Origin of the sequence: Pseudarthrobacter sulfonivorans (assembly GCF_001484605.1) — a bacterium.
Taxonomy (GTDB): domain Bacteria; phylum Actinomycetota; class Actinomycetes; order Actinomycetales; family Micrococcaceae; genus Arthrobacter; species Arthrobacter sulfonivorans_A.
Genome location: NZ_CP013747.1, coordinates 1,469,985 through 1,495,370, shown reverse-complemented (window position 1 = coordinate 1,495,370; position 25,386 = coordinate 1,469,985). Strand labels below are relative to the sequence as shown.

12 protein-coding genes and 3 rRNA genes are annotated in these 25,386 nt (G+C 62.6%); 9 read left to right on the top strand and 6 right to left on the bottom strand.

Translation table 11 applies throughout. The annotated features are described in order from the left end of the window. The first annotated feature begins 76 nt into the window (after positions 1–76). The 7 genes from AU252_RS06530 (at position 77) to AU252_RS06500 (ending at position 14,486) form a co-directional block, all read left to right on the top strand. Positions 77–2,158 carry an alpha-1,4-glucan--maltose-1-phosphate maltosyltransferase gene (locus AU252_RS06530; protein ID WP_058930029.1) on the top strand — a complete coding sequence of 694 codons (2,082 nt, stop codon included), beginning with the start codon at positions 77–79 and terminating at the stop codon, positions 2,156–2,158. Then, a complete protein-coding gene (gene treS / locus AU252_RS06525; RefSeq protein ID WP_058930028.1) occupies positions 2,155–3,951 on the top strand; it encodes a maltose alpha-D-glucosyltransferase in 1,797 nt (598 codons plus the stop codon). Before AU252_RS06530 ends, treS begins: the two co-directional genes overlap by 4 nt. A gap of 1 nt (position 3,952) precedes the next feature. Then, positions 3,953–7,660 carry a 1,4-alpha-glucan branching enzyme gene (locus AU252_RS06520; RefSeq protein ID WP_058930027.1) on the top strand — a complete coding sequence of 1,236 codons (3,708 nt, stop codon included), beginning with the start codon at positions 3,953–3,955 and terminating at the stop codon, positions 7,658–7,660. Positions 7,661–8,129: 469 nt separating this feature from the next. After that, positions 8,130–9,652: ribosomal RNA gene (locus AU252_RS06515) — 16S ribosomal RNA — on the top strand. Positions 9,653–10,169: 517 nt separating this feature from the next. Then, positions 10,170–13,305, top strand: a 23S ribosomal RNA gene (locus tag AU252_RS06510). Positions 13,306–13,540: 235 nt separating this feature from the next. Then, positions 13,541–13,657 (top strand): 5S ribosomal RNA (rrf, locus tag AU252_RS06505). The 16S, 23S and 5S rRNA genes sit together here, the layout of an rRNA operon. 337 nt (positions 13,658–13,994) lie before the next feature. Continuing rightward, positions 13,995–14,486 (top strand): SRPBCC domain-containing protein, encoded by a 492-nt coding sequence (locus tag AU252_RS06500; RefSeq protein ID WP_058930026.1) that lies wholly within the window; start codon positions 13,995–13,997, stop codon positions 14,484–14,486. Between the two features lie 66 nt (positions 14,487–14,552). Here the strand turns inward: AU252_RS06500 and AU252_RS06495 are convergent, their stop codons facing one another. Together AU252_RS06495 and AU252_RS06490 are read right to left on the bottom strand one after the other, a co-directional pair. Then, a complete protein-coding gene (locus AU252_RS06495) occupies positions 14,553–15,599 on the bottom strand; it encodes a LacI family DNA-binding transcriptional regulator (RefSeq protein WP_058930025.1) in 1,047 nt (348 codons plus the stop codon). Then, entirely contained in the window at positions 15,599–17,341 is a 1,743-nt protein-coding gene (locus AU252_RS06490; RefSeq protein WP_058930024.1) for a glycoside hydrolase family 13 protein, read from the bottom strand. Before AU252_RS06490 ends, AU252_RS06495 begins: the two co-directional genes overlap by 1 nt. Positions 17,342–17,539: 198 nt before the next feature. On the opposite strand from AU252_RS06490, the gene AU252_RS06485 reads away from it, so the two are divergent. Beyond that, positions 17,540–18,910, top strand: coding sequence for an FAD-binding oxidoreductase (locus tag AU252_RS06485; protein WP_058930023.1), 1,371 nt, complete (start codon positions 17,540–17,542; stop codon positions 18,908–18,910). Between the two features lie 74 nt (positions 18,911–18,984). Here the strand turns inward: AU252_RS06485 and AU252_RS06480 are convergent, their stop codons facing one another. The 4 genes from AU252_RS06480 to AU252_RS06465 all read right to left on the bottom strand — a co-directional run bounded on the left by AU252_RS06480 (position 18,985) and on the right by AU252_RS06465 (position 24,192). Next, positions 18,985–20,406: a DUF4032 domain-containing protein gene (locus AU252_RS06480; protein WP_058930022.1), complete on the bottom strand. Its 1,422-nt coding sequence runs from the start codon at positions 20,404–20,406 to the stop codon at positions 18,985–18,987. 146 nt (positions 20,407–20,552) lie between these two features. Next, a complete protein-coding gene (locus AU252_RS06475) occupies positions 20,553–21,635 on the bottom strand; it encodes an ABC transporter ATP-binding protein (protein WP_058930021.1) in 1,083 nt (360 codons plus the stop codon). Positions 21,636–21,869: 234 nt separating this feature from the next. Further along, positions 21,870–22,700 (bottom strand): trehalose-phosphatase, encoded by an 831-nt coding sequence (gene otsB, locus AU252_RS06470; RefSeq protein WP_058930020.1) that lies wholly within the window; start codon positions 22,698–22,700, stop codon positions 21,870–21,872. Beyond that, on the bottom strand, positions 22,690–24,192 hold the full coding sequence (locus AU252_RS06465; RefSeq protein WP_058930019.1) for an alpha,alpha-trehalose-phosphate synthase (UDP-forming): 1,503 nt from the start codon (positions 24,190–24,192) through the stop codon (positions 22,690–22,692). The genes otsB and AU252_RS06465 overlap by 11 nt, the downstream gene beginning before the upstream one ends. Before the next feature lie 179 nt (positions 24,193–24,371). Here AU252_RS06465 and AU252_RS06460 point away from each other — a divergent pair, with 179 nt between their 5' ends. Further along, the gene (locus AU252_RS06460; protein WP_058930018.1) at positions 24,372–25,262 is read left to right on the top strand and encodes a DsbA family protein; all 891 of its coding nucleotides are present in this window, start codon (positions 24,372–24,374) and stop codon (positions 25,260–25,262) included. Positions 25,263–25,386: the final 124 nt, after the last annotated feature.

Genomic DNA, 25,386 nt, shown 5'->3' with positions numbered 1-25,386 from the left:
CGGATAAGTCGAATCGCCGCGACAAAAAGCAGCGCAGGCTTAGCAATCTGGGCCATTTCTCGCTAACGTCGAGCCTGTGACGACTAACTCAGTAACCCCTGCCGCCTTAAAGAAAAAGCCGAAAGGCAAAATCACCGATGGGCTAAGATTTGGCCGTTTTCCGATCACCGCCGTGCAGCCTGTGGTGGAGGGTGGAAAGTATCCTGCCAAGGCCTTGCCGGGGGAGGGAATTGTGGTGGGCGCCACCGCTTTCCGGGAGGGGCATGACCAGCTGGGTGTCAGCGCGGTCCTCCTGGATCCCCGCGGGAAGGAACGCCAGCGCGTCAGGCTGGCGCCGCCGAAGGGGGAACGCGGCCTCGGTACCGACCGCTGGGAGGGCATCCTCACGCCGTCGGCCGTTGGAAATTGGACCTTTTTCATCGAGGCCTGGCACGACCGCTACGGAACCTGGCACCACAACGCCGAGGTGAAGGTGGCGGCAGGCATCGACGTCGAACTGATGCTCGCCGAAGGCTCTGCGCTGCTCTCAGACGCGGCCGACGACTCCTCCCGCAACGCATCGGACCGGCGCACCCTCCGCATGGCGTCTTCCATTCTGGGCAACGGGTCACTCACCGATGAGGAGCGTCTGGCAGCCGGCTTCGGCGCGGACGTCGCCGCTGTGGCGGACCGCCAGCCGATTCGCGAACTGATCACCGTTTCCGAGCAGTTCCCGCTGCTGGTGGAGCGCGATCTCGCAGGCCGCGGAGCCTGGTACGAATTCTTCCCCCGATCCGAAGGCGCCGTCAGGGACGCCACCACCGGAGCGTGGACGTCCGGGAATTTCCGGACCGCGGCGAAGCGGCTGGACGCGGTGGCGGAAATGGGCTTCGACGTTCTCTATATGCCGCCGATCCACCCCATCGGTATCCAGCACCGCAAGGGCCCCAACAACACCCTGATTGCCGGCCCGCATGATCCCGGCTCGCCCTGGGCCATCGGCGCCAAGGAGGGCGGCCACGACGCCATCCACCCGGAACTGGGCACGTTCGAGGACTTCGACGCCTTTGTTGCCCGCGCCAACGAACTGGGCCTGGAAGTCGCCCTGGACCTGGCGCTGCAGGCCGCGCCGGACCATCCCTGGGTGCAGTCCAACCCGGAATGGTTCACTACCCGGGTTGACGGGAGCATCGCGTACGCGGAAAACCCGCCCAAGAAATACCAGGACATTTTCCCGCTCAATTTCGACAATGATCCGGAAGGGCTTGCGAAGGAAATCCTGCGGGTCGTGTTGCTGTGGGTCAGCCATGGCGTGAAGATCTTCCGGGTGGATAATCCGCACACCAAACCGGTGTGGTTCTGGGAATGGCTCATTGGCCAGGTCAACAAAAAGACCCCTGGCGTCGTGTTCCTCGCGGAAGCGTTCACGCGCCCTGCCATGATGCACGCCCTGGGCCGGGCGGGCTTCCAGCAGTCCTACACCTACTTCACGTGGCGGAACACCAAAAAGGAACTCGAAACCTACTTCACGGAGGTCAGCCACGAGTCGCCGGCCTACTTCCGGCCCAACTTCTTTGTCAACACGCCGGACATCCTCACGGAATACCTGCAGTTCGGCGGTCCGGCGGCGTTCAAGATCCGTGCGGCGTTGGCCGCCACCGCCAGCCCCCTGTGGGGCGTTTATGCCGGCTACGAACTGTATGAGCATGTTGCCCGCCCCGGCGCGGAAGAGTACATCGACAACGAGAAATTCGAATACAAAGCCCGTGGCTGGGACGCTGCTGCTGCCTCAGGCCGGACCCTGGCGCCGTACCTGACCAGGCTCAACGCGATCAGGCACAACCACCCGGCGCTGCTGGACCTGCAGAATCTCACGGTCCACCACAGCACCGACGACGCCACGGTGGTGTACTCCAAGCACAAGACCCTGCCGGACGGCACCAAGGACACCATCATTGTGGTGGTCAACGTTGACCCGCACGGCATCAGGGAGAGCACCATTTCGCTGGATCTGGCTGCGCTGGAACTGGACCCCGAGGATCTGTCGCCCAACGGCGGGTTCCGGGTGGATGACCTCATTTCCGGCGAATCCTGGGAATGGGGCGAATACAACTACGTCCGCCTGGACGCGCACGTTGAACCCGCCCACATCCTGAGCGTGAGGAGATTGCATCAGTGAGCTTTAACCCGCAGAGTTCCAGCCAGCATTTCACTCCCAAGAGCACGTTTGAGCTGAACGCCCCTGGCCTGGCCCACGATCCGCTCTGGTATCGGAAAGCTGTGTTCTATGAGGTGCTGGTGCGGGCCTTCGCGGATGCGAACGGCGACGGTTCGGGCGACTTTTCCGGCCTGATCGACCGGCTGGACTACCTGCAGTGGCTTGGTGTGGACTGCCTGTGGCTGCCGCCGTTCTTCCAGTCGCCGCTGCGTGACGGCGGCTATGACATTTCGGACTACAACTCCGTCCTGGATGAGTTCGGCACCATCAGCGACTTCAAGCGGCTGGTGGCCGAGTCCCATGCCCGCGGCGTCCGGGTCATCATTGACCTGCCGCTGAACCACACCTCGGACCAGCACCCCTGGTTCCAGGAATCGCGCAAGGACCCGGACGGCCCCTTCGGCGACTTTTATGTGTGGAGTGATACGGACGAGAAGTACCAGGACGCCCGCATCATCTTCGTGGACACGGAGGAGTCCAACTGGACCTTCGACCCCATTCGCCGGCAGTTCTTCTGGCACCGCTTCTTCAGCCACCAGCCTGACCTGAACTTTGAGAACCCCAAGGTCATCGAAGCGCTCTTTGACGTGGTCCGTTTCTGGCTGGACCAGGGCATCGATGGTTTCCGGGCGGACGCCATCCCGTACCTCTTCGAGGAGGAGGGGACCAACTGCGAAAACCTGCCGGCCACCCATGACTTCCTGCGCAAGCTGCGGGCCATGGTGGATGAAGGCTACCCGGGCCGCGTCATCATCGCCGAGGCCAACCAGCCGCCCAACGAGGTGGTGGAGTACTTCGGAACAGCGGAAGAGCCCGAATGCCACATGGCCTTCCACTTCCCCATCATGCCGCGCCTTTACTACGCCCTGCGGGACCAGAAGGCCGCTCCGATCATCGAGACCATGCATGACACCCCGGAGATCCCCGAAGGGGCGCAGTGGGGAACGTTCCTGCGCAACCACGATGAACTGACGCTGGAGATGGTCACGGCCGACGAGCGTGCGGCAATGCTGGGCTGGTACGCGCCGGACCCCCGGATGCGCGCCAACATCGGGATCCGGCGCCGGCTTGCACCGTTGCTGGATAACTCGCGGGCCGAGATCGAACTGATCAATGCCCTGCTGCTGTCGCTGCCTGGTAGCCCGTTCCTGTACTACGGGGACGAGATCGGCATGGGGGACAACATCTGGCTCGATGACCGCGATGCTGTGCGCACCCCCATGCAGTGGAACCCGGACCGGAACGCAGGATTCTCCAACGCTGATCCCGGCAAGCTCTACCTGCCGGTCATCCAGTCGCTGGTGTACAGCTACGGCATGGCCAATGTGGAAGCCGAGGCCGCCCACTCCGGTTCCCTGCTCCGCTGGACCCGGCAGATCCTCAGCGTCCGCAAGAACCACCCTGCCTTCGGGCTGGGCGCGTTCAAACATGTCGAAGCCGACCACGACGCCGTGGTGGCGTATCTCCGGGAACTTTCGGAGGACAACACTGCGGGGCTGCCCGGCGAAACCATTCTGTGCGCCTTTAACCTTTCGCAGCACCCCGTCGCGGCAAAACTGCGAATTCCCCAGTTTGCCGGCCGCGGGCTGCGCGATGTGTTCGGGGGTCAGCCGTTCCCCGGGATCGACGACGACGGATCACTGACGCTGACCCTGGGAAGCCATGATTTCTTCTGGCTGCGGGTCCGCTCGGCGACGTCCAATCCAGCCTCCCCGTACACGCAGGCACTGCCCATCCTGTCCATCGAGAACTGACATGGCCCAGCCCACCCTCACAGCCCCACTAAGCGCTGTCCTTCGCGAATGGCTTCCGCGCCAGCGGTGGTTCCCCGTGAAGACAGCCGATTTTTCGCTGGAACAGGCAGGCAGCCTAAGCCTTGAAGATGCCGCCGGGCAGGCCCGGCTGGAGATCTTCCTGCTGGCTGTTTCCTCCCGGACGGCCGACGGCGGACTCCGCACTGACGTGGTCCAGGTCCCGCTGAGTTACCGGGCAAGTCCGCTTGCCGGAGCGGAGCGGGCCCTGGTGGGCCAGGCTCCCGGGGCCGGCATGGCCTGGATCTACGACGCCGTGCACGATCCTTCCTTTGTGTCCTCCTGGCTGGAGCTGATCCGGTCCGAAGCGGGCTCGAGCACGGGTTCGGCAACGGGCCACCGCACCCGGTCGGAGCACCGCCTGCCTACTGCCCACGGAATGGTCAAAGTCCTGTCCGGCGAACAGTCCAACAGCTCTGTCATTGTTGACGACGGCGAGTCCGCGGCGATCGTGAAATTCTTCCGCGTCCTCTCCGAAGGGATCAACCCTGAGGTCGAGGTAGGGGCGGCACTGACGGCCCAGGGCACCTTCGAGGTTCCGGCCACGCTGGGGTGGGTCCGCGGGGAATGGAAAGCGCCGGCGTCATCGGGGCTCCCGGCACAGGAGCCATCGCAGGGCGAGCTTGCCGTAGCCCACGAATTCCTCGCCGGCGGCCGCGATGCCTGGCGCCTTGCCGTGGATGCCGCGCGCACCGGTGCCGATTTCACCGCCGAGGCGCATGCCCTGGGCGCGGCCACAGCCACAGTCCACCGGCGGCTGGCCGAAGCACTCGGCACAGCGGTTGAACCGGCCCCGGGTCAGCTCATTGCGCCCGTCGTAGCCCAGCGGGTCCGGCAGGCATGGGCGGAAGCCAGTGCCGCCGTCGGGCCTTACGACGACGCGCTAGGGGCTCTGCTTGGCGAGCTCGACGGCGTGCCCGCAGGGCCGCTGCAGCGGATCCACGGCGATCTCCACCTCGGCCAGATCCTGCAGGTCCCCGGCCACGGCGGCCAGCCCGGCCGGTGGGCCATCCTTGATTTTGAAGGTGAGCCACTGCGGCCCATCGCCGAACGCAACTTCCCCGATGTTCCGCTCCGGGACGTGGTGGGAATGCTGCGTTCCTTCGACTACGCGGCAGGCGCGGCAGAACGCGAATATCAGGGTGCCCGCGTTCCGGCATCCTGGGTCGATGATTGCGCGGACGCGTTCCTTGCCGGGTATGCCGCAGTCACACCCGGCACCATCGACCGGACTTCACCGCTCTTTGTGGCATTGTGGCTGGACAAGGCCCTTTATGAAGTCGTGTATGAATTGCGGAACAGACCTGACTGGCTGGCCATTCCAACGAATGCGTCCAGGCGGCTCCTCAGCGTTAAAGGCTCCGGCGATCAGGCCGGAGCAGCATCGGAAGGTATGAAAATGACAGGCTCAGCACGTACAGACCGGCCCCGGGTGCCTCTTCACGTGGACTCGGACACGTTGGCCCGCGTGGCGAACGGCGAACACCACGCGCCGCACTCAGTGCTCGGCGCCCACCTGGACGACCACGGCCATGTGACGGTCCGGACGCTTAAGCACCTCGCGGAGGCAGTGAGCGTGGTGACTGCCGTGGGTTCACAGCCCATGACCCACGAAAACAATGGGGTATGGGTGGCAGTCCTCGAACCGCTGCAGGCCGGCCACGTCCCCGACTACCGGCTGGAAGTCACCTACGCCGGTGCCGCGCCCCTGACGGTGGATGAGCCGTACCGATACCTGCCCACCGTAGGTGAAGTGGACCTGCACCTGATCGGCGAGGGCCGGCACGAGAAACTCTGGGAAGTCCTGGGCGCGCACGTCCAGCACTACAAGTCCTCGCTCGGTGATGTTGACGGCGTCTCCTTTGCCGTCTGGGCACCGAACGCGCAGGCGGTCCGCGTCAAGGGCGATTTCAATGCCTGGGACGGCCGCGAAAATTCGCTCCGCTCGCTGGGGTCATCAGGCGTGTGGGAAGTCTTCCTTCCCGGCGTTTTAGCAGGGGCGTGCTACAAATTCGAGATCAAGTCCAAGAGCGGGCACTGGGTCGAAAAGGCGGACCCCCTGGCGTTCGGCACCGAAGTCCCGCCGCTGACGGCGTCCCGCGTAGTGGAACCGTCCTACGTCTTCAAGGACGCCGAATGGATGGCGGCACGCGCCCAGCGTGACCCGCACAATTCGCCGATGAGCGCCTACGAAGTCCACCTGGGATCCTGGCGCCTTGGCCTGGGCTACCGCGAGCTCGCCAAGGAGCTGGTGGAGTACGTCAAATGGCTCGGCTTCACGCACGTTGAGTTCATGCCTGTGGCCGAACATCCCTTCGGCGGCTCCTGGGGCTACCAGGTGACGTCCTACTTTGCGCCGACGTCCCGCTTCGGCCATCCGGACGAATTCCGGTTCCTGGTGGATTCCCTGCACCAGGCCGGGATCGGCGTGCTACTGGACTGGGTTCCGGCGCACTTCCCCAAGGATGCCTGGGCACTGGCCCAGTTCGACGGCGAACCCCTTTACGAGCACGCCGACCCGAACCTGGGCGAGCACCCCGACTGGGGAACGCTGATCTTCGACTTTGGCCGCACCGAGGTGCGGAACTTCCTGGTGTCCAACGCGCTGTACTGGCTTGATGAGTTCCACATCGACGGACTCCGCGTTGATGCCGTGGCCTCGATGCTGTACCTGGACTATTCGCGTGAAGACGGGCAGTGGTCGCCCAACCGCTTTGGCGGACGCGAGAACCTGGAGGCAATTTCCTTCCTCCAGGAAGTCAACGCCACCGTTTACAAGACCCACCCCGGCGCGGTGATGATCGCCGAAGAGTCCACGGCTTTCCCCGGTGTCACCGCCCCCACAAGCCACGGCGGCCTCGGCTTCGGGCTCAAGTGGAACATGGGCTGGATGCACGACTCCCTCAAGTACGCCTCCGAGGACCCCGTCAACCGGAAGTGGCACCACGGTACATTGACGTTCTCCATGGTCTACGCGTTCACCGAGAACTTCCTGCTCCCCATCAGCCACGACGAAGTAGTGCACGGCAAGGGCTCCATGCTCCGGAAGATGCCGGGGGACCGCTGGCAGCAGCTGGCCAACCTGCGCGCCTTCTTTGCCTACCAGTGGGCGCACCCGGGCAAGCAGCTCATTTTTATGGGCACCGAATTCGGCCAGGAGGCTGAATGGTCCGAGCAGCACGGACTGGACTGGTACCTGGCCGACATTCCGGCGCACCGCGGATTACAGCTCCTCACCAAGGACCTCAACGAGCTCTACAGCTCGACGCCGGCCCTCTACGCGCGGGACAACGAGCCCGGTGGCTTCCAGTGGATCAACGGTGGGGACGCCGACCGCAATGTCCTGACGTTTGTCCGCTGGGACAAGGACGGCAATCCGTTGGTGTGCGCCGTCAACTTCTCCGGCGGGCCGCATGTGGGCTATGTCCTCGGCGTTCCCGCTGCCGGGGCCTGGACCGAAGTGCTCAACACTGACGCTGCGGCCTATGGCGGTTCAGGTGTTTTGAATGGCGGCGAGCTGATTGCCCTGGACGAAGGGCTTGATGGCCAGCCGGCATCGTTGACCGTGACGCTGCCGCCCCTGGGTGCGGCGTACTTCAAGCCCGTTCCCTTGGCGGCCAGCGGACCGAAAAGTGTGAACCCGCTCTCTTAAGTGCGCGGCGAAAAGCCCGGAATTCCTTGAGATTCCGGGCTTTTTGCTGCCCTCAGGGTGGGGGTGCAGGGGGCTGTTCGGGGCTTGGTTGGCCATCCCGGCAAAGTGGTGGTAGAGTTTATTTCCGCGCTGCTCCACGGAGTCAGACCGAAAAAACCGACACGAAAGCCTCAGGCTGAGAACGTCGCGGACGCCGGTTTGACAAGAGTGAGACCAGCGGGTAAGTTTGAAAAGTTGCTCCGGAGCGATCCACGGCCGATTGTATGGTTGTGGTGGTGCCGGGTGTGTCTGTTGTTTGAGAACTCAATAGTGTGCCAAGTTTGTTGATACCAATTTATTGTATTGAATTGGTTGAATTGACTGGATTATGCCACCCCGTGGTGTGGTCTGGTTTTTACAGCTGGTTTCAAATTTTGTGCAGCCATTTTATCCTGTTATTTCCGGGGTTGGTGGTTGTGTCTGTTTTACTTCAACGGAGAGTTTGATCCTGGCTCAGGATGAACGCTGGCGGCGTGCTTAACACATGCAAGTCGAACGATGAACCTCACTTGTGGGGGATTAGTGGCGAACGGGTGAGTAACACGTGAGTAACCTGCCCTTAACTCTGGGATAAGCCTGGGAAACTGGGTCTAATACCGGATATGACTCCTCATCGCATGGTGGGGGGTGGAAAGCTTTATTGTGGTTTTGGATGGACTCGCGGCCTATCAGCTTGTTGGTGAGGTAATGGCTCACCAAGGCGACGACGGGTAGCCGGCCTGAGAGGGTGACCGGCCACACTGGGACTGAGACACGGCCCAGACTCCTACGGGAGGCAGCAGTGGGGAATATTGCACAATGGGCGAAAGCCTGATGCAGCGACGCCGCGTGAGGGATGACGGCCTTCGGGTTGTAAACCTCTTTCAGTAGGGAAGAAGCGAAAGTGACGGTACCTGCAGAAGAAGCGCCGGCTAACTACGTGCCAGCAGCCGCGGTAATACGTAGGGCGCAAGCGTTATCCGGAATTATTGGGCGTAAAGAGCTCGTAGGCGGTTTGTCGCGTCTGCCGTGAAAGTCCGGGGCTCAACTCCGGATCTGCGGTGGGTACGGGCAGACTAGAGTGATGTAGGGGAGACTGGAATTCCTGGTGTAGCGGTGAAATGCGCAGATATCAGGAGGAACACCGATGGCGAAGGCAGGTCTCTGGGCATTAACTGACGCTGAGGAGCGAAAGCATGGGGAGCGAACAGGATTAGATACCCTGGTAGTCCATGCCGTAAACGTTGGGCACTAGGTGTGGGGGACATTCCACGTTTTCCGCGCCGTAGCTAACGCATTAAGTGCCCCGCCTGGGGAGTACGGCCGCAAGGCTAAAACTCAAAGGAATTGACGGGGGCCCGCACAAGCGGCGGAGCATGCGGATTAATTCGATGCAACGCGAAGAACCTTACCAAGGCTTGACATGAACCGGAAATACCTGGAAACAGGTGCCCCGCTTGCGGTCGGTTTACAGGTGGTGCATGGTTGTCGTCAGCTCGTGTCGTGAGATGTTGGGTTAAGTCCCGCAACGAGCGCAACCCTCGTTCTATGTTGCCAGCGCGTTATGGCGGGGACTCATAGGAGACTGCCGGGGTCAACTCGGAGGAAGGTGGGGACGACGTCAAATCATCATGCCCCTTATGTCTTGGGCTTCACGCATGCTACAATGGCCGGTACAAAGGGTTGCGATACTGTGAGGTGGAGCTAATCCCAAAAAGCCGGTCTCAGTTCGGATTGGGGTCTGCAACTCGACCCCATGAAGTCGGAGTCGCTAGTAATCGCAGATCAGCAACGCTGCGGTGAATACGTTCCCGGGCCTTGTACACACCGCCCGTCAAGTCACGAAAGTTGGTAACACCCGAAGCCGGTGGCCTAACCCCTTGTGGGAGGGAGCTGTCGAAGGTGGGACTGGCGATTGGGACTAAGTCGTAACAAGGTAGCCGTACCGGAAGGTGCGGCTGGATCACCTCCTTTCTAAGGAGCACCTACAGATTGTTCATGCCATGTATGTGGTGTGGGGGTTTGTCAGGAGTATATGCCCGTTGCGCAGACGTTTGTTCTGCGGCGGGTGCTCAAGGGTGGAATATCAACGAATAGCGGCCGCTTGTTTCTTTCCTTGCCCAGTACGGATTCCCTCTTGGGGGTGTCCTGGAACGGTGTGGGTTGGGGGTGGGTGGTTTAGTGTTTGGCACACTGTTGGGTCCTGAGGCAACAGGGCCGGGGGATGGGGTTGCAGCTTACGGGTTGCGGTGTCGTCTGTCGGGTTTGTTTGTTTCTGGTTTCCTGGCTGCATCGATCACACGGTTGACCCTTTTGGGGTTGTGTGTGGGGTGTGTGGTACGGGGTTGTTGTTTGAGAACTACATAGTGGACGCGAGCATCTTTTATAAGAAGCAATTTCCAAGAATTATGAACCTGGATCTGTCCGCACTCTTTTGGGGTGTGGGTGGTTTTCATGGTTCTCTCGAAAATTAGCGTTTTTGATCTTTTGTGGTCAAGTTTTTAAGAGCACACGGTGGATGCCTTGGCATTAGGAGCCGAAGAAGGACGTAGGAATCTGCGATAAGCCTGGGGGAGTCGATAACCGGACTGTGATCCCAGGGTGTCCGAATGGGGAAACCCCGCCAGGGGCGCGAGCTGCCTGGTGACCCGCATCTGAACACATAGGGTGCGTGGAGGGAACGCGGGGAAGTGAAACATCTCAGTACCCGCAGGAAGAGAAAACAATAGTGATTCCGTCAGTAGTGGCGAGCGAACGCGGATCAGGCTAAACCGTTCCATGTGTGATAGCCGGCGGGCGTTGCATGGTCGGGGTTGTGGGACTTTCCATACCAGTTCTGCCGGACTGGTGAGGTGTGATGTGCAGGCATAGGTGAACGGTCTTGAAAGGCCGGCCAGAGAGGGTGTGAGCCCCGTAACCGAAATGTTTTGTGCCGCCTGGAGAGTATCCCAAGTAGCACGGGGCCCGAGAAATCCCGTGTGAATCTGTCAGGACCACCTGATAAGCCTAAATACTCCCTAATGACCGATAGCGGACCAGTACCGTGAGGGAAAGGTGAAAAGTACCCCGGGAGGGGAGTGAAACAGTACCTGAAACCGTGTGCTTACAATCCGTCGGAGCAACCTTGTAGTTGTGACGGCGTGCCTTTTGAAGAATGAGCCTGCGAGTTAGTGTTACGTCGCGAGGTTAACCCGTGTGGGGAAGCCGTAGCGAAAGCGAGTCTGAATAGGGCGTTGCAGTGGCGTGATCTAGACCCGAAGCGAAGTGATCTACCCATGGCCAGGTTGAAGCGACGGTAAGACGTCGTGGAGGACCGAACCCACTTCAGTTGAAAATGGAGGGGATGAGCTGTGGGTAGGGGTGAAAGGCCAATCAAACTTCGTGATAGCTGGTTCTCCCCGAAATGCATTTAGGTGCAGCGTTGCGTGTTTCTTGCTGGAGGTAGAGCTACTGGATGGCTAATGGGCCCTACAAGGTTACTGACGTCAGCCAAACTCCGAATGCCGGTAAGTGAGAGCGCAGCAGTGAGACTGTGGGGGATAAGCTTCATAGTCGAGAGGGAAACAGCCCAGACCACCAACTAAGGCCCCTAAGCGTGTGCTAAGTGGGAAAGGATGTGGAGTTGCGAAGACAACCAGGAGGTTGGCTTAGAAGCAGCCATCCTTAAAAGAGTGCGTAATAGCTCACTGGTCAAGTGATTCCGCGCCGACAATGTAGCGGGGCTCAAGTACACCGCCGAAGTTGTGGATTTCAGATATTAGCTAAGCCGCCCCTTGTGGGTTGGTTCAGGCGTCTGGAGTGGTAGGGGAGCGTCGTGTGGGCAGTGAAGTCGCGGTGTAAACCAGCGGTGGAGCCTACACGAGTGAGAATGCAGGCATGAGTAGCGAAAGACGGGTGAGAAACCCGTCCGCCGAATGATCAAGGGTTCCAGGGTCAAGCTAATCTGCCCTGGGTAAGTCGGGACCTAAGGCGAGGCCGACAGGCGTAGTCGATGGACAACGGGTTGATATTCCCGTACCGGCGAAAAACCGTCCATGTTGAACAGGGGATACTAACCGCCCGATACCTGCCCGCCCACCCTTCGGGGTGATGTGGGTTTTGGTGGAGCGCGGGACCTGATCCTGGGAGGCAAGCGTATTAACAGGTGTGACGCAGGAAGGTAGCCAAGCCGGGCGATGGTTGTCCCGGTCTAAGGATGTAGGGCGAACGGTAGGCAAATCCGCCGTTCATGATGCCTGAGATCTGATGGGACCCCCTCACGGGGGGATTTGGTGATCCTATGCTGCCGAGAAAAGCATCGACGCGAGGTTTTAGCCGCCCGTACCCCAAACCGACACAGGTGATCAGGTAGAGAATACTAAGGCGATCGAGAGAATTATGGTTAAGGAACTCGGCAAAATGCCCCCGTAACTTCGGGAGAAGGGGGGCCCCAACCTTGAACACCACTTGCTGGTGGGAGGGGATCGGGGCCGCAGAGACCAGGGGGAAGCGACTGTTTACTAAAAACACAGGTCCGTGCGAAGTCGCAAGACGATGTATACGGACTGACTCCTGCCCGGTGCTGGAAGGTTAAGAGGACCGGTTAGCCTTACGGCGAAGCTGAGAATTCAAGCCCCAGTAAACGGCGGTGGTAACTATAACCATCCTAAGGTAGCGAAATTCCTTGTCGGGTAAGTTCCGACCTGCACGAATGGAGTAACGACTTCCCCGCTGTCTCAACCATAAACTCGGCGAAATTGCAGTACGAGTAAAGATGCTCGTTACGCGCAGCAGGACGGAAAGACCCCGAGACCTTTACTATAGTTTGGTATTGGTGTTCGGAGTGGCTTGTGTAGGATAGGTGGGAGACGTTGAAGCCCGGACGCCAGTTCGGGTGGAGTCATCGTTGAAATACCACTCTGGTCACTTTGGACATCTAACTTCGGCCCGTAATCCGGGTCAGGGACAGTGCCTGATGGGTAGTTTAACTGGGGCGGTTGCCTCCTAAAAAGTAACGGAGGCGCCCAAAGGTTCCCTCAGCCTGGTTGGCAATCAGGTGTCGAGTGTAAGTGCACAAGGGAGCTTGACTGTGAGAGAGACATCTCGAGCAGGGACGAAAGTCGGGACTAGTGATCCGGCGGTACATTGTGGAATGGCCGTCGCTCAACGGATAAAAGGTACCTCGGGGATAACAGGCTGATCTTGCCCAAGAGTCCATATCGACGGCATGGTTTGGCACCTCGATGTCGGCTCGTCGCATCCTGGGGCTGGAGTAGGTCCCAAGGGTTGGGCTGTTCGCCCATTAAAGCGGTACGCGAGCTGGGTTTAGAACGTCGTGAGACAGTTCGGTCCCTATCCGCTGCGCGCGCAGGAAATTTGAGAAGGGCTGTCCTTAGTACGAGAGGACCGGGACGGACGAACCTCTGGTGTGTCAGTTGTACTGCCAAGTGCACCGCTGATTAGCTACGTTCGGATGGGATAACCGCTGAAAGCATCTAAGCGGGAAGCTCGCTTCGAGATGAGATTTCCATACACCTTGTGTGTGAGAGGCCCCCAGCCAGACCACTGGGTTGATAGGCCGGATGTGGAAGCGAGGACTAACGACTCGTGAAGCTGACCGGTACTAATAGGCCGATAACTTACACCACACACCACTGCGTGAACGGATTTCAAAAGACGTTCACACCAAGCACTGGTAAAAAGATAACAAGACTGCTTGCGTCCACTATGTGGTTCCCAAACAACAAACCCGACACGGGCACGTTGCAGGGAACAAAAAACACAACACAATAACAACACCACACCTGCAACCAAAAGTTGCAGAAAGCATGTTGTAACCAGATTTCCCACACACCCCCTTTCGGGTGTGACGGGTCGAAGGGTTACGGCGGTCATAGCGTGGGGGAAACGCCCGGTCCCATTCCGAACCCGGAAGCTAAGACCCACAGCGCCGATGGTACTGCACCCGGGAGGGTGTGGGAGAGTAGGTCACCGCCGGAACATCATTAAAACGGTCGAGAGCCCCCCAACCACCAGGTTGGGGGGCTCTCCCACTTTAACCACCCACACCAAAACACCCCAGCCCGGCACACACTCTCACTTAATCCAGCGAAAACCCGGCACCCACCAGCCCGGGACGCTCCCTCACTTAATGCAGTGAATTTGGACACCCCCACCCACCACCCGCAGCAGCCTGCGCACTGCACGATCCAGCACGCGAAGTGGCAGAGCATCCGCCGGAAACCCGCAGAAACTGCGAGAGCGTCCGCCGGAAACCTGCAGAAAGTGAGAGAGCGTCGACTGTGGCGGATGCTGGAGCCGCGTAGAGTTGGCGTCCATGGAGAACCTTTTCAGCCACGCGGACGACGCCCTCCCCGCTTCAGTTGAGCCCGCAGAGAACCTTGAACCTGTCATCTGCACTGTCACAGTGCCGGGGCCGGTGGCGCAGGCGTTCGCAGGCTTCACGGATCACACGCACTTGTGGTGGCCACTGGATTCACACGGTGTGTACGGCGCAGGATCTTACGTTGAGTTTGAAGAGAACCTCATCGTGGAGACAGCTGACGACGGCAGGACCGCCGTCTGGGGTTCCATAGATGACTGGCAGCCGCCGCTTTCCTTCCACGCGTCCTGGCATCCCGGGACCACCGCTATCTGGTCCACCGAGCTGCGAGTCGCGTTCAGGGCCGTGGAATCCGGGACCGAGCTGCGCCTGGTCCACAACGGCTGGGAAGGTGCGGAGGATCCTGCCGCAGCCCGCGCCGACTATGCTGCCGGCTGGCCGAAGGTGCTGGACCGTTTCGTGAGGTTCATGGGCGGGGAAGCTTAGGCCTGACGGCCGGCCCTGAATAGCAGCTTGGGACGGACCCAGCTCAGAATGGACTGAGGGGCACGGTCAGGCCGCCGGGACGGCCGTGCTGTTCCGGACGAGGAACTCCGTAGGATACTCCCGGTCGGTGGCCGCTGCTGACGGTGGCGTGCCCTTGTCAGGCCGCTTCGCGCCGGCGTCGAGCGTTTCCAACAGCATGCGGGCCGCCAGGGCGCCCTGGCCGCGCGCATCCTGGTTGATGGTGGTCAGCCCAAAGACCTCGCCCAGTTCGTGCCCGTCCATGCCGATCACGGAGAGATCCTGCGGCACCCGCAGGCCGAAATCGCGCGCGGCCAGGATGGCGCCGATGGCCATCTCATCGGAAGCGGCAAAAACAGCAGTGGGTCTCCCGGCCGCGGAGGCCAGGAGTTTGCGGGCACTCGCGTAGGCGCCTTGGATGGTGAAGTCCGCTGACACTACCCATTCGGGGCGGACAGTATGCCCCGCAGCCTGCATTGCCGCCTCAAAGCCGGCGCGGCGTATCCCTGGGAGTTTGAAGTCCTGGTTCAGTTCGGCATCGCCGGTGATGTGTGCGATCCGGGTGTGGCCCAGCCCGAGGAGGTGCTCGGTTGCTGTCCTGGCGAGGCGGGCGTCATCAATCCTGAGTGTGGACGCACCGGCCAGGGCACCGCCGATGCCGACGATCGGGCGGTGGATTGCCAGGAGCTGTTTGATTTCTGACTCGCTCAGGACCAGCGCCACAGCGATGACCGCATCCAGCCGCTTGCGGAGCAGGAAGTCGTTCAGGACGCTGTGGCGGCGTTCCGGCCGGTCGCCCACGTTGTACAGGGTGAGATCGTAGCCGGCGTCGAGCAAGGTGCCGGACACGCCCTCCACCACGGACGAGAAGTACCAGCGGTGGATGGACGGGACCACCAGCCCCACGTTGTGGTTACGGCCTGAAGCCAGGCTGGACGCGTGGTAGGACGGGACGAAGCCCAGTTCGTCGGCTGCCGCCTTTGCCAGCTGCCGGCTCTTGGCCGACACGTTCGCCTTGCCGCTGAGCGCCCGCGACACAGTGGCGATCGACAGCCCGGCGCGGTCGGCAACGTCCTTGATGCCCGCAAGTCCCACTATGCCGCGTCGCCTCCGCCAACCCGCAGCCACGCGGTTTCTCCGGATGCCAGGAAGCGGGTTGCGTCCGAGCCAGAGTCAGAGCCGGCGCTGCGGACGAGGACACTGCCTGCCGGCATCTCCAGCGGTTCATGGTTGAGGTTCATGAGCACCAGCGTATCGCCGTTCAGGTACGCCAGGGACGAACCGCTGCACCAGTCCTCGGCCCAAGCCAGTGACCCGCGGCCCAAACCCAGTTCGCGGCGCAGCGCCAGCATGTTCCGGTACAGGGAAAGATGCGACGACGGCGATGCGGCCTGTGCGTCCCGTGCCAGGTCTGCGAAGCTCGCCGGCAAGGGAAGCCAGGGATCCTGGCCGGAGCCAAAGCCCAGGTGCCGTTCTGTGCTGCGCCACGGGAGGGGAACCCGGCAGCCGTCGCGGCCCAGCCGGGCCCCTCCGGTGCGCGCGAACGTGGGATCCTGCCGCAGGTGCTCCGGAATATCGACGCCGTCCGGCAGCCCAAGCTCCTCACCCTGGTACAGGTAGGCGGCGCCGGGCAGTCCCAGCATAAACAGGGAGGCGGCGGCTGCACGCCGACGGCCCAGGGCTGCGTCCGGCTGCGGATCGGCCGCACCGATGCCGTCGCCATCGCGCGGACCGGGCCCGTTGTAACCAAAGCGGCTGGAATGCCGGACCACGTCGTGGTTGGACAGTACCCATGTACTGGGGGCTCCTACTGCATCCAAGGCGGTCAGCGAGTCCGTGATAACACTGCGCAGCCGGTAAACGTCCAGCCCGGCCTGCAGGTAGGGGAAGTTGAAGGCTTGGTGCATTTCATCGGACCGGACCCAGTCGGCGAGGCGGGGGAGCGGGTCCACGTTGGCTTCAGCGCACAGAATGCGGTCCGGCCCGTACCCGTCCAGGATCAGGCGCCAGGCCCGGAAGATATCGTGCAGGGCGGGCTGGCCGAACATCGGTGCCTCGTGGCCGGGGAAGCCGTCCGAGCTGCCGCCGTCGGCACGGCCGCCCCAGGCAGGCAGTCCCGGGGCTTTGACCAAAGCGTGGGCGACGTCCACCCGGAAGCCGGAGACCCCGCGGTCCAGCCAGAAACGGAGCACCCGCTCAAATTCGGCGTGCACGGCCGGGTTGTCCCAGTTGAAGTCCGGCTGGGAGGAGTCAAACAGGTGCAAGTACCACTGGTCCGGTTGGCCGTCAGGACCGGTGACCCGGGTCCAGGCCGGACCGCCGAAGTGGGACTGCCAGTTGTTGGGCGGTTCGTGGCCGTCAGGCCCCGCCCCGTCCCGAAAGATGAACATGTCGCGCTCCGGGCTCCCTGCTGGGGAGGCGAGGGCTGCCTGGAAAGCCGCGTGCTGGTCCGAGCAGTGGTTGGGAACCAGGTCCACGATGACCCGCATCCCCAGACGGTTGGCCTCGGCAATCATGACGTCGAAGTCACCCAGGGTGCCGAAGATCGGATCCACGTCGCAGTAATCGCTGACGTCATAGCCGGCGTCGCGCTGCGGGGATTTGTAGAAGGGGGACAGCCAGACGGCGTCCACATCCAGCTCGGCCAGTTGCGGCAGTTCCGCCGTAATCCCAGCGAGATCACCGATGCCGTCGCCGTTGAGGTCCCGGAAGGACCGCGGGTACACCTGGTAGATGACGGCCGAGCGCCACCAGCCGGGGGCGTTGTCGGCATCGTGGATAAGGGACAGCCGGCCCATCAGTGGGGCGGTGGCGGTAAACGCTGTATCTACAGACATGGAGGACAGCTTAGACCCTAACCGACGAGAAACTGCAAACGTTTCCACCACAAAATTAGTATGCCCACTGATAAGTATGTTGCTGAGAATCCGCCCTTATTGGAAGCGTTTACAGCCGGTAGCGGGAGGCAAGCCGCTGGGGACCACGGCCCTAGACTGGGGGGAGAATGGCAACAACGACAAGGAACGGGAGGCTGCGTGGGCAGCTTGGTTGAAGAGCTGGCGGGCGCCCTCGGGTCAGGGCAGGTCAGTACCGAAGCGGAACTGCTCGCGAGATATGCAGTGGACCAGGCTCCTGTCCTGGATTTCCAGCTCCCCGAAGCGGTGGTCTTTGCCAGGTCAGTTGCGGACGTACAGGCCGTAGTGAGGCTCTGTGCCGCACATAACGTCGCCGTGGTGGCCCGCGGAGCGGGAACGGGCGTTTCCGGAGGGGCGCACGCGAGCAGGAACTGCGTAGTCCTGTCCCTGGAACGGATGAACCGCATTCTTGACCTCAACCCGGACGACGAGACCGCCGTCGTCGAACCCGGCGTGGTCAACGCCGCCCTCAACGAGGCCGCCGCAGAGCACGGCCTGATGTACGCGCCGGATCCGGCGAGCTTCCGTTCCTCGACGATCGGCGGCAACGTTGCCACGAATGCCGGGGGACTGCGCTGCGCCAAGTACGGCGTCACCCGCGACTCGGTATTGGCGTTGGATGTCGTCCTGGCCGACGGGTCCCTCATCCACACCGGCCACCAGACATTCAAAGGCGTTGCGGGCTACGACCTGACGGGACTGTTTGTGGGCTCTGAGGGCACTCTGGGGATCGTGGTGGGGGCGACCGTCCGGCTGAAGTACCTGCCCCGTGACGTGCACACCATCGCCGCGTTCTACGCGGACTTCAGGCAGGCCGCTGCCGGCGTCCTGGCGGTGGGCCGGGCCCGCGTGCAGCCGGCCATCATGGAACTGCTCGACGGCGGGACGCTGGCCCAGCTGGACGACCTCCACGGCTCCGACCTGAGCTCCCGTGGCCGTTCGCTGCTCCTGATTCAGACCGACGGGTTCGGGGCAGCGGCGGAGGCCGACGTCGTGCGTTCCGTTCTCGCGGCCGGCGGGGCAACGGTGAGCACGGAATCCACGGCGGAAGCCGAGCAGCTCGTGGAACTCCGCCGGAACAGCCGGGGCGTGGAAGTGGATGACGAATACCGTGTGGGCGAGGACGTGGCCGTGCCGCGCTCACGGCTGGTGGATTACGTGGCGGCGCTGGAAGACCTCGCGGCAACGCACGGCGTGAGCCTGAAGGTGGTGGCGCACGCGGGAGATGGCAACCTGCACCCTACGTTCTGGATCGACCGCCAGGACAGCGCCGTGGACGCTGACGCCATGGCCCGGCTGAACCTTGCCCTGGACGCCTCCATCGAGGCTGCGCTGGAAATGGGCGGCACCATCACCGGCGAGCACGGGATCGGGCAGTACAAGCTGCGCTGGCTGGGCCTGGAGCAGGCGGAACCCGTCAGGGAGCTCCAGCGCAGGATCAAGGAACTCTTTGACCCGGCCGGCATCCTGAACCCGGGCAAGGCCATCTAGAGGCCGCCACCTGCTACCTAGTTGGGGTGTGTTAACACAGTTGTGCTGCCACCGCTGCCGGCCCATGGTCCGCGTCAGTCGTCGACGTCAGGGTACTCTTCGATGGATTCGTCGGCGCCATAGCGGGAGGACTCCTCGGTTTCCACTTCGAGGATCTTCAGCATCCCCGTGTCCGGGTTCAGCATGATGGCGGCTTCGTCCCGGCGGTGCCGCAGGACGGAATCGATGTAGGACTGCACAGCCTCCGCGAGTGGTATGTGGCGGGCCTGGTCCTCGGACATATACCAGCGGTGCTCCAGCACCTCGTGGACTGCCTCCGCCGGCTCAAGTTTGCGGGACAGATCGCGGGGGATTGAGCGCACTATCGGCTCGAAGACCTGACTGACCCAGAGGTGGGCGCTGTATTCCTCGTCCATCTCCGGGTTGTTGTCCGCCCGGAAGGAGTCCATGTCATTGAGCAGGCGCCGGGCCTGGTTTTCCTGGGCGTCCAGTCCGGTCAGGCGCAGCAGCCGGCGCATGTGGTGGCCGGCGTCCACCACCTTGGGCTGGAGCTGGATGGTGGAGCCGTTCTGGGTGGTCTTGATGGCGTACTCTTCGACGTCGAAACCCAGTTCGTTGAGGCGGCGGATGCGGGCGCCCACGCGCCACCGTTCGCCGAGTTCGAAGGATTCCTTCTCGGTCAGCTCCGCCCACAGGCGCCGGTAGCTCTCCATGATGAGTTCGCTGGTTGCCACTGGGTCCACCTTCTCCTCGATCAGGCCGCCGTCCAGGAGGTCCATCAGCTCGCCGGCGATGTTGACCCGGGCAATCTCGAGATCATACTCGCGCTGGCCGGTGGAAAGATCGGGATAAAGCTCGCCGGTTTCGGCGTCCACCAGATAAGCCGCGAACGCGCCCGCGTCACGGCGGAACAGCGTATTGGAGAGTGAGACGTCGCCCCAGTAGAAGCCGATGAGGTGCAGCCGGACCATCAGCAGCGCCTGGGCATCGATGAGCCTGGTCAGGGTGTCCTTGCGCAGCATCTGCGAGAACAGGGCACGGTACGGCATGGAGAACTTCAGGTGGCGGGTGACCAGTACGGGGTTCAGTGGCCGCCCGTCCGGGGTGGTCCGGCCGGTGATGACTGCTACCGGGACAACGCACGGGACGTCCAGGCGGGCCAGCTTGCGGAGCATGTGGTACTCGTGGCGGGCCACGTGTTCGGACGTTTCCTTGATGGCGATGACGGAGCCGCCCAGGTGCGCGAACCGCACGATGTGCCGCGAGATGCCGCGGGGGAGCGCTGCCAGGTTCTCGGCTGGCCAATCCTCCAGGGCGATGTGCCAGGGCAGGTCCAGGAGTTCGGGATCCGCGGATGCCGCGGTGATGTTCAGCGAGCTGGAAACGGCAAGGACCTTGTCATCCTTGGCGCTCGCTGCCTCGAACCGCGGCAGTTTGCCGACCTGCGCGTAGTCCGTGGGCTCGTCGTGCCACTGTGCGCTGTTTTCATCGGTCATGGGTCAATTCTTTCGTACAGAGGGGCGGCTGGGGGCAAACTGCCCAAAACGAACGACGGCGGCCCTCCCGCTTGGGGGAGGGCCGCCGTCGTTTAGTGGATCTCGACAGGCTCGATCACCGGGGGCGGTCGATTGCCTGGATCAGGTCAAGCGCCCAGGCGCAGACCGGTCTTGGTGTCGAACAGGTGCACGTGACCCGACTGCGGACGGACGAAGATGGTGTCGCCCTTCAGCGGGGGGCGACGGCCGTCGACGCGTGCCACGATGTCGTGGTCCTTGCCGTCCAGCGTGGTGTGGCCGTAGACGTAGGCGTCGGCACCGAGTTCTTCAACGACGTCGACCTCGACCTGGAGACCTTCACCCTGTGCGGCCTGCTCGAGGTCCTCGGGGCGGCTGCCCAAGGTGACGGTGCTGCCGTGGGCCTCTTCGAGGATGTTGCGCGGTACGGGGTAAACCGTTCCGCCGAACTGGACGCCGCCGTCGACCACGGGCAGTTCGAGCAGGTTCATGGCGGGGGAGCCGATGAAGCCAGCAACAAAGACGTTCTTGGGCTTGTCGTAGAGGTTGCGCGGGGTGTCGACCTGCATCAGCAGGCCGTCCTTCAGCACAGCCACGCGGTCACCCATGGTCATGGCCTCGACCTGGTCGTGGGTGACGTAGACGGTGGTGACGCCGAGGCGACGGGTCAGGGATGCGATCTGCGTACGGGTCTGGACACGGAGCTTGGCGTCCAAGTTGGAAAGCGGCTCATCCATGAGGAACACCTGCGGGTTACGCACGATGGCGCGGCCCATGGCAACACGCTGGCGCTGGCCACCGGAAAGTGCCTTCGGCTTGCGGTCCAGGTACGGCTCGAGGTCAAGAAGCTTGGCGGCTTCACGGACACGCTCGGCGCGCTCTTCCTTGGAGACGCCGGCGATCTTCAGCGCGAAGCCCATGTTGTCTGCAACCGTCATGTGCGGGTACAGCGCGTAGTTCTGGAAAACCATCGCGATGTCGCGGTCCTTCGGCGGAACATCGGTGACATCGCGGTCGCCAATAAGAATCCGGCCGGCGTTGACGTCCTCAAGGCCTGCGAGCATGCGCAGGGAGGTGGACTTACCGCAACCGGAGGGTCCTACGAGGACCAGAAATTCGCCATCGGCGATTTCGATGTTGAGCTTGTCAACAGCGGGCTTCTCTGTGCCCGGGTACAGACGCGTAGCGTTATCAAAAGTAACTGTAGCCACAGTTATCAATCCCTTCACCGGCAGGTACGTGCCGGACGATCCGTTGTGAATGGTTCATGTAATTCAGTTATCCACGGCATTGCAGCCGTGTACTCCCCGGCCGAAGCCGAGGAGTATCACGTGACGCCGCACGGTTCCTGTGCGCCACATCACAACCAAGAGTATGTCAGACGATTGGCGAATTGCTGCAAATGTTACGGAGGTCACATGTGAGGTTGGACATGTCGCCGATGTTCAGTCAGTGCCGGGCTCTTCTTCGGCCACCACCAGGCTCCGTTCCTGCAGGAGCGCTTCGAGCAGTTCTGCCACGTGGGCCGGGGCTTCCACCCGGAACTCGGCCTGGGTGAAGTCCAGGCCCACCTTGACGCCCACATCGCCGGATTCCAGGCGCGCCAGGGCGTCCTCGTCCGTGACGTCGTCGCCGGCGAAGAGGACCGCAGTGGCCCCGGTGATCTGGCGCAGGAACGTCAGGCCCTCGCCCTTGGAGGCGTTGACTACCGATGTTTCCAGGACGCGTTTGCCGTTCTTCAGGAAAACGCCCTTGCGGTCCTGGAGAACGGAACGGGCCGCAGCCACCGCGTCCTCGGCAACATCGTCCGTGGCCAGCCGGGTATGCAGGACTACGCCTGCGGGCTTGTCTTCGAGGAGCGTGCCCGGTGCCTGCTCAACGATTTCTTCGAGGACACCGCGGACTTCGGCCAGCAGCAGGCGCTGAGCTTCATCGAGTGTCAGCTCCGCGGAGCCGGGGCCCAGCCACGCCTCGGCGCCATGGCTGCCGATCAGCAGCGTGTCCACCGGGGGCGAGGCGACCGCGCGCAGGCTGGCGAGGGCCCTGCCTGAGAGGAGTGCCGTCGTCGTGCGTGGAAGGGCGGCGAGCCCGGCGAAAGCGGCGGCCGAGCGCGGAAGGGGACGGGCGTCGTCGGCACGGTCGACAATCGGGGAGATGGTGCCGTCGAAGTCCAGCGCCACGAGCAGGTGTTCCGTCTGGGCGATGCGCCGGGCGGCCTGCCGGAGTTCGGGGGACAAGGCCAGCGGGCCTTTGGCGGGGCGGGCGTCAGGAGTCATCGCGCACAACTTTCTCATTCAGGGCGGCCAGGAAGTCAGCTGACCAGTGGTCGACGTCGTGCTCCAGGATCTGCTTCCGCATGGACCGCATGCGGCGCGCGGCGTCTTTGGGAGGCAGATCGACGGCCCGCATGATGGTGTCCTTGAGGCCGTCGATGTCGTGCGGGTTCATCAGCAGCGCCTGCTTGAGCTGGTCTGCGGCGCCGGCGAACTCGCTGAGGACCAGGGCGCCGTCGTTGTCCTTGCGGGCGGTGACGTATTCCTTGGCCACGAGGTTCATGCCGTCCCGCAGTGCGGTCACCAGCATGACGTCGGCGGCGAGGTAGAGCGCCACCATCTCTTCCACGGGGTAGCTGTGGTGCAGGTAGCGGACGGCGGTGTTCTGGATGGTGTCGTAGGTGCCGTTGATGTGGCCGACGGTGCCTTCGATTTCCTCGCGCAGCAGGCGGTACTGCTCGACCCGTTCACGGCTGGGGCTGGCAACCTGGATCAGCGTTGCGTCGCCGACCGTCAGCTTGCCTTCGTTCAGGAGTTCCTCAAAAGCCTTGAGCCGGTGCCGGATGCCCTTGGTGTAATCGAGCCGGTCCACGCCCAGGAGGATGGTCTTGGGGTTGCCGAGGTCCTGGCGGATCTGGCGTGCACGCTCGATGATCTCAGGGTTGTGGGCCAGTTCGCTGATCTGGGCCACGTCGATGGAGATGGGGAAGGCCTGGGCCCTGGCGATGTGCGTGATCTCGCCGTACTTACCCTTCACGTGCACCTGCTGCTGCTTGACGCTGGCGCCCAAGAAGCGGCGGGCGGAGCGCATGAAGTTACCGGCGTCGCTGGGGCGCTGGAAGCCCACCAGGTCTGCGCCCATCAGGCCATCGATGATGGCCTGCCGCCACGGCAGCTGCGCGAAGATTTCCGGCGGGGGGAAGGGGATGTGGTTGAAGAACCCGATCCGCAGGTCCGGCCGCGCTTGGCGCAGCAGCCGCGGCACCAGCTGCAGCTGGTAGTCCTGGACCCACACCGTGGCGCCCTGGCCGGCATGGCGTACGACGGCGTCGGCGAACCTTTGGTTGACCCTGCGGTAGGCGTCCCACCAGGTTCTGTGGAACTCCGGCGGGGCGATGACGTCGTGGTAGAGGGGCCACAGGGTGGCGTTGGAGAAACCCTCGTAGTAGAGCTCAACGTCGTCGTTGCTCAGCTGGACGGGCACGAGGTCCATGCCGCCGTGGCTGAAAGGCTCGACGGTTTCGTCAGGGGCGCCGTGCCAACCCACCCACGCGCCGTCGGTCTTGGTCATCATGGGTGCGAGGGCAGTCACCAGGCCGCCGGGGGAGCGGCGCCAGCCGGAGCCGTCGTCGCCGCTCTCACCTGGCGCGCAGCGGTCAACGGGCAGCCTGTTGGAGACAACCATGAAATCGTACGTGGCGGCCGTGCTGTGGCTGCTCGCGGCGGCGCCGGTTGCAGGTACAGCTGTTGGTTTTTCTTGGACGGGTGTTTGCATTGCGGCCCCCTGGGGTTGCTTGTGCCTTTAAGCCACCTTAATAGGATGGAATCTTCGCGGCTATTCGTCCGTTGGTTATTCGGGCTGAATACTTGAAAGCGCAAGCTCTCAGGTTTGTCCCCTAAAATGGTGGAGTCGCCACAGAGTGGTCCCCCTATGTCGATCGACCCAAGGAACACATGAGCCCCGCAAATGAAATACGTAAGTCCAAGGCTGAGCGAACCTCGGAGGCGCGCGAGAAGGCACGCCTGATCCGTGAGGCGCAGCTGACGAAGGACAAGCGCAACAAGCTGCTGATCGGCTGGGGCATTGTGGTGGCCGTGGTGGCCATCCTTGTGGTGGTGGGGCTGGTGGTGACCACAACGATGCGGCAGAACGCCCCGATCGCTGACCAGGGGCCGGCGCCGGCCAACGGCAACGTCAACGGTGGCATCACCTTGCTGGCCAATACCGACGTCGCGAAGCTGGAAGCAGCCACCGTTGACGCAGCCTCCGTGGGGGAGCCCCCGAAAACCGCGCCGGCTGAAGTAGTTGCCCCCGGTGCCGAAGCTGAGGCCGGAAAGCCGGTCAAGGTGGTCCTGTACGTTGACTTCATCTGCCCGGTTTGCAAGAACTTCGAGGCACAGTACAACGAGCAGTTGACGGCGCTCCGCAACGAGGGCAAGATCTCGGTGGAATACCGGGCGCTCGGGTTCCTGGACAACCGGTCCTCCACGAACTACTCCTCCCGTGCAGCCAACGCCGCCGCGTGTGTTGTGAATGGGTCTCCGGAGAAGTACGCGGAGTTTGTGGACTCGCTGTTCGCCAACCAGCCTGCCGAAGGTACTGCCGGTCTTTCCGACGACAGGCTCAAGACCATGGCCACGGACATCGGCGCCAAGAACATTGACACCTGCATCGACGAGAAGACCTACCGTCCGTACGTGAAGTTCACAACCAAGCAGGCCGCGGCGATCGGCGTCACCGGCACGCCTACGGTGTTTGTGGACGGCCAGCAGTGGGGCAAGGGTGCCAGTGCGCAGACCCCGTTCCCTGACTTCCTACAGGCAGCGATCACCGCGAAGGGCTAAAGTCCTTCCACTCAGAGGACCTGCTTCCGGATCGATTCCGGAAGCAGGTCCTTTGTTTTGGCTCCGGTTCGCCCTTGCCGGCGTTTTTACGAGCGGGCGGACTTGGGCTAACCTTATCTAGCGC

Excerpts from the sequence above, each read along its gene's own strand:
- AU252_RS06520 (WP_058930027.1), top strand. The coding sequence starts at position 3,953 with ATGGCCCAGCCCACCCTCACAGCCCCACTAAGCGCTGTCCTTCGCGAA.
- AU252_RS06500 (WP_058930026.1), top strand. The coding sequence starts at position 13,995 with ATGGAGAACCTTTTCAGCCACGCGGACGACGCCCTCCCCGCTTCAGTT.
- AU252_RS06490 (WP_058930024.1), bottom strand. The coding sequence starts at position 17,341 with ATGTCTGTAGATACAGCGTTTACCGCCACCGCCCCACTGATGGGCCGG.
- AU252_RS06480 (WP_058930022.1), bottom strand. The coding sequence starts at position 20,406 with ATGACCGATGAAAACAGCGCACAGTGGCACGACGAGCCCACGGACTAC.
- otsB (WP_058930020.1), bottom strand. The coding sequence starts at position 22,700 with ATGACTCCTGACGCCCGCCCCGCCAAAGGCCCGCTGGCCTTGTCCCCC.
- AU252_RS06465 (WP_058930019.1), bottom strand. The coding sequence starts at position 24,192 with ATGCAAACACCCGTCCAAGAAAAACCAACAGCTGTACCTGCAACCGGC.
- AU252_RS06460 (WP_058930018.1), top strand. The coding sequence starts at position 24,372 with ATGAGCCCCGCAAATGAAATACGTAAGTCCAAGGCTGAGCGAACCTCG.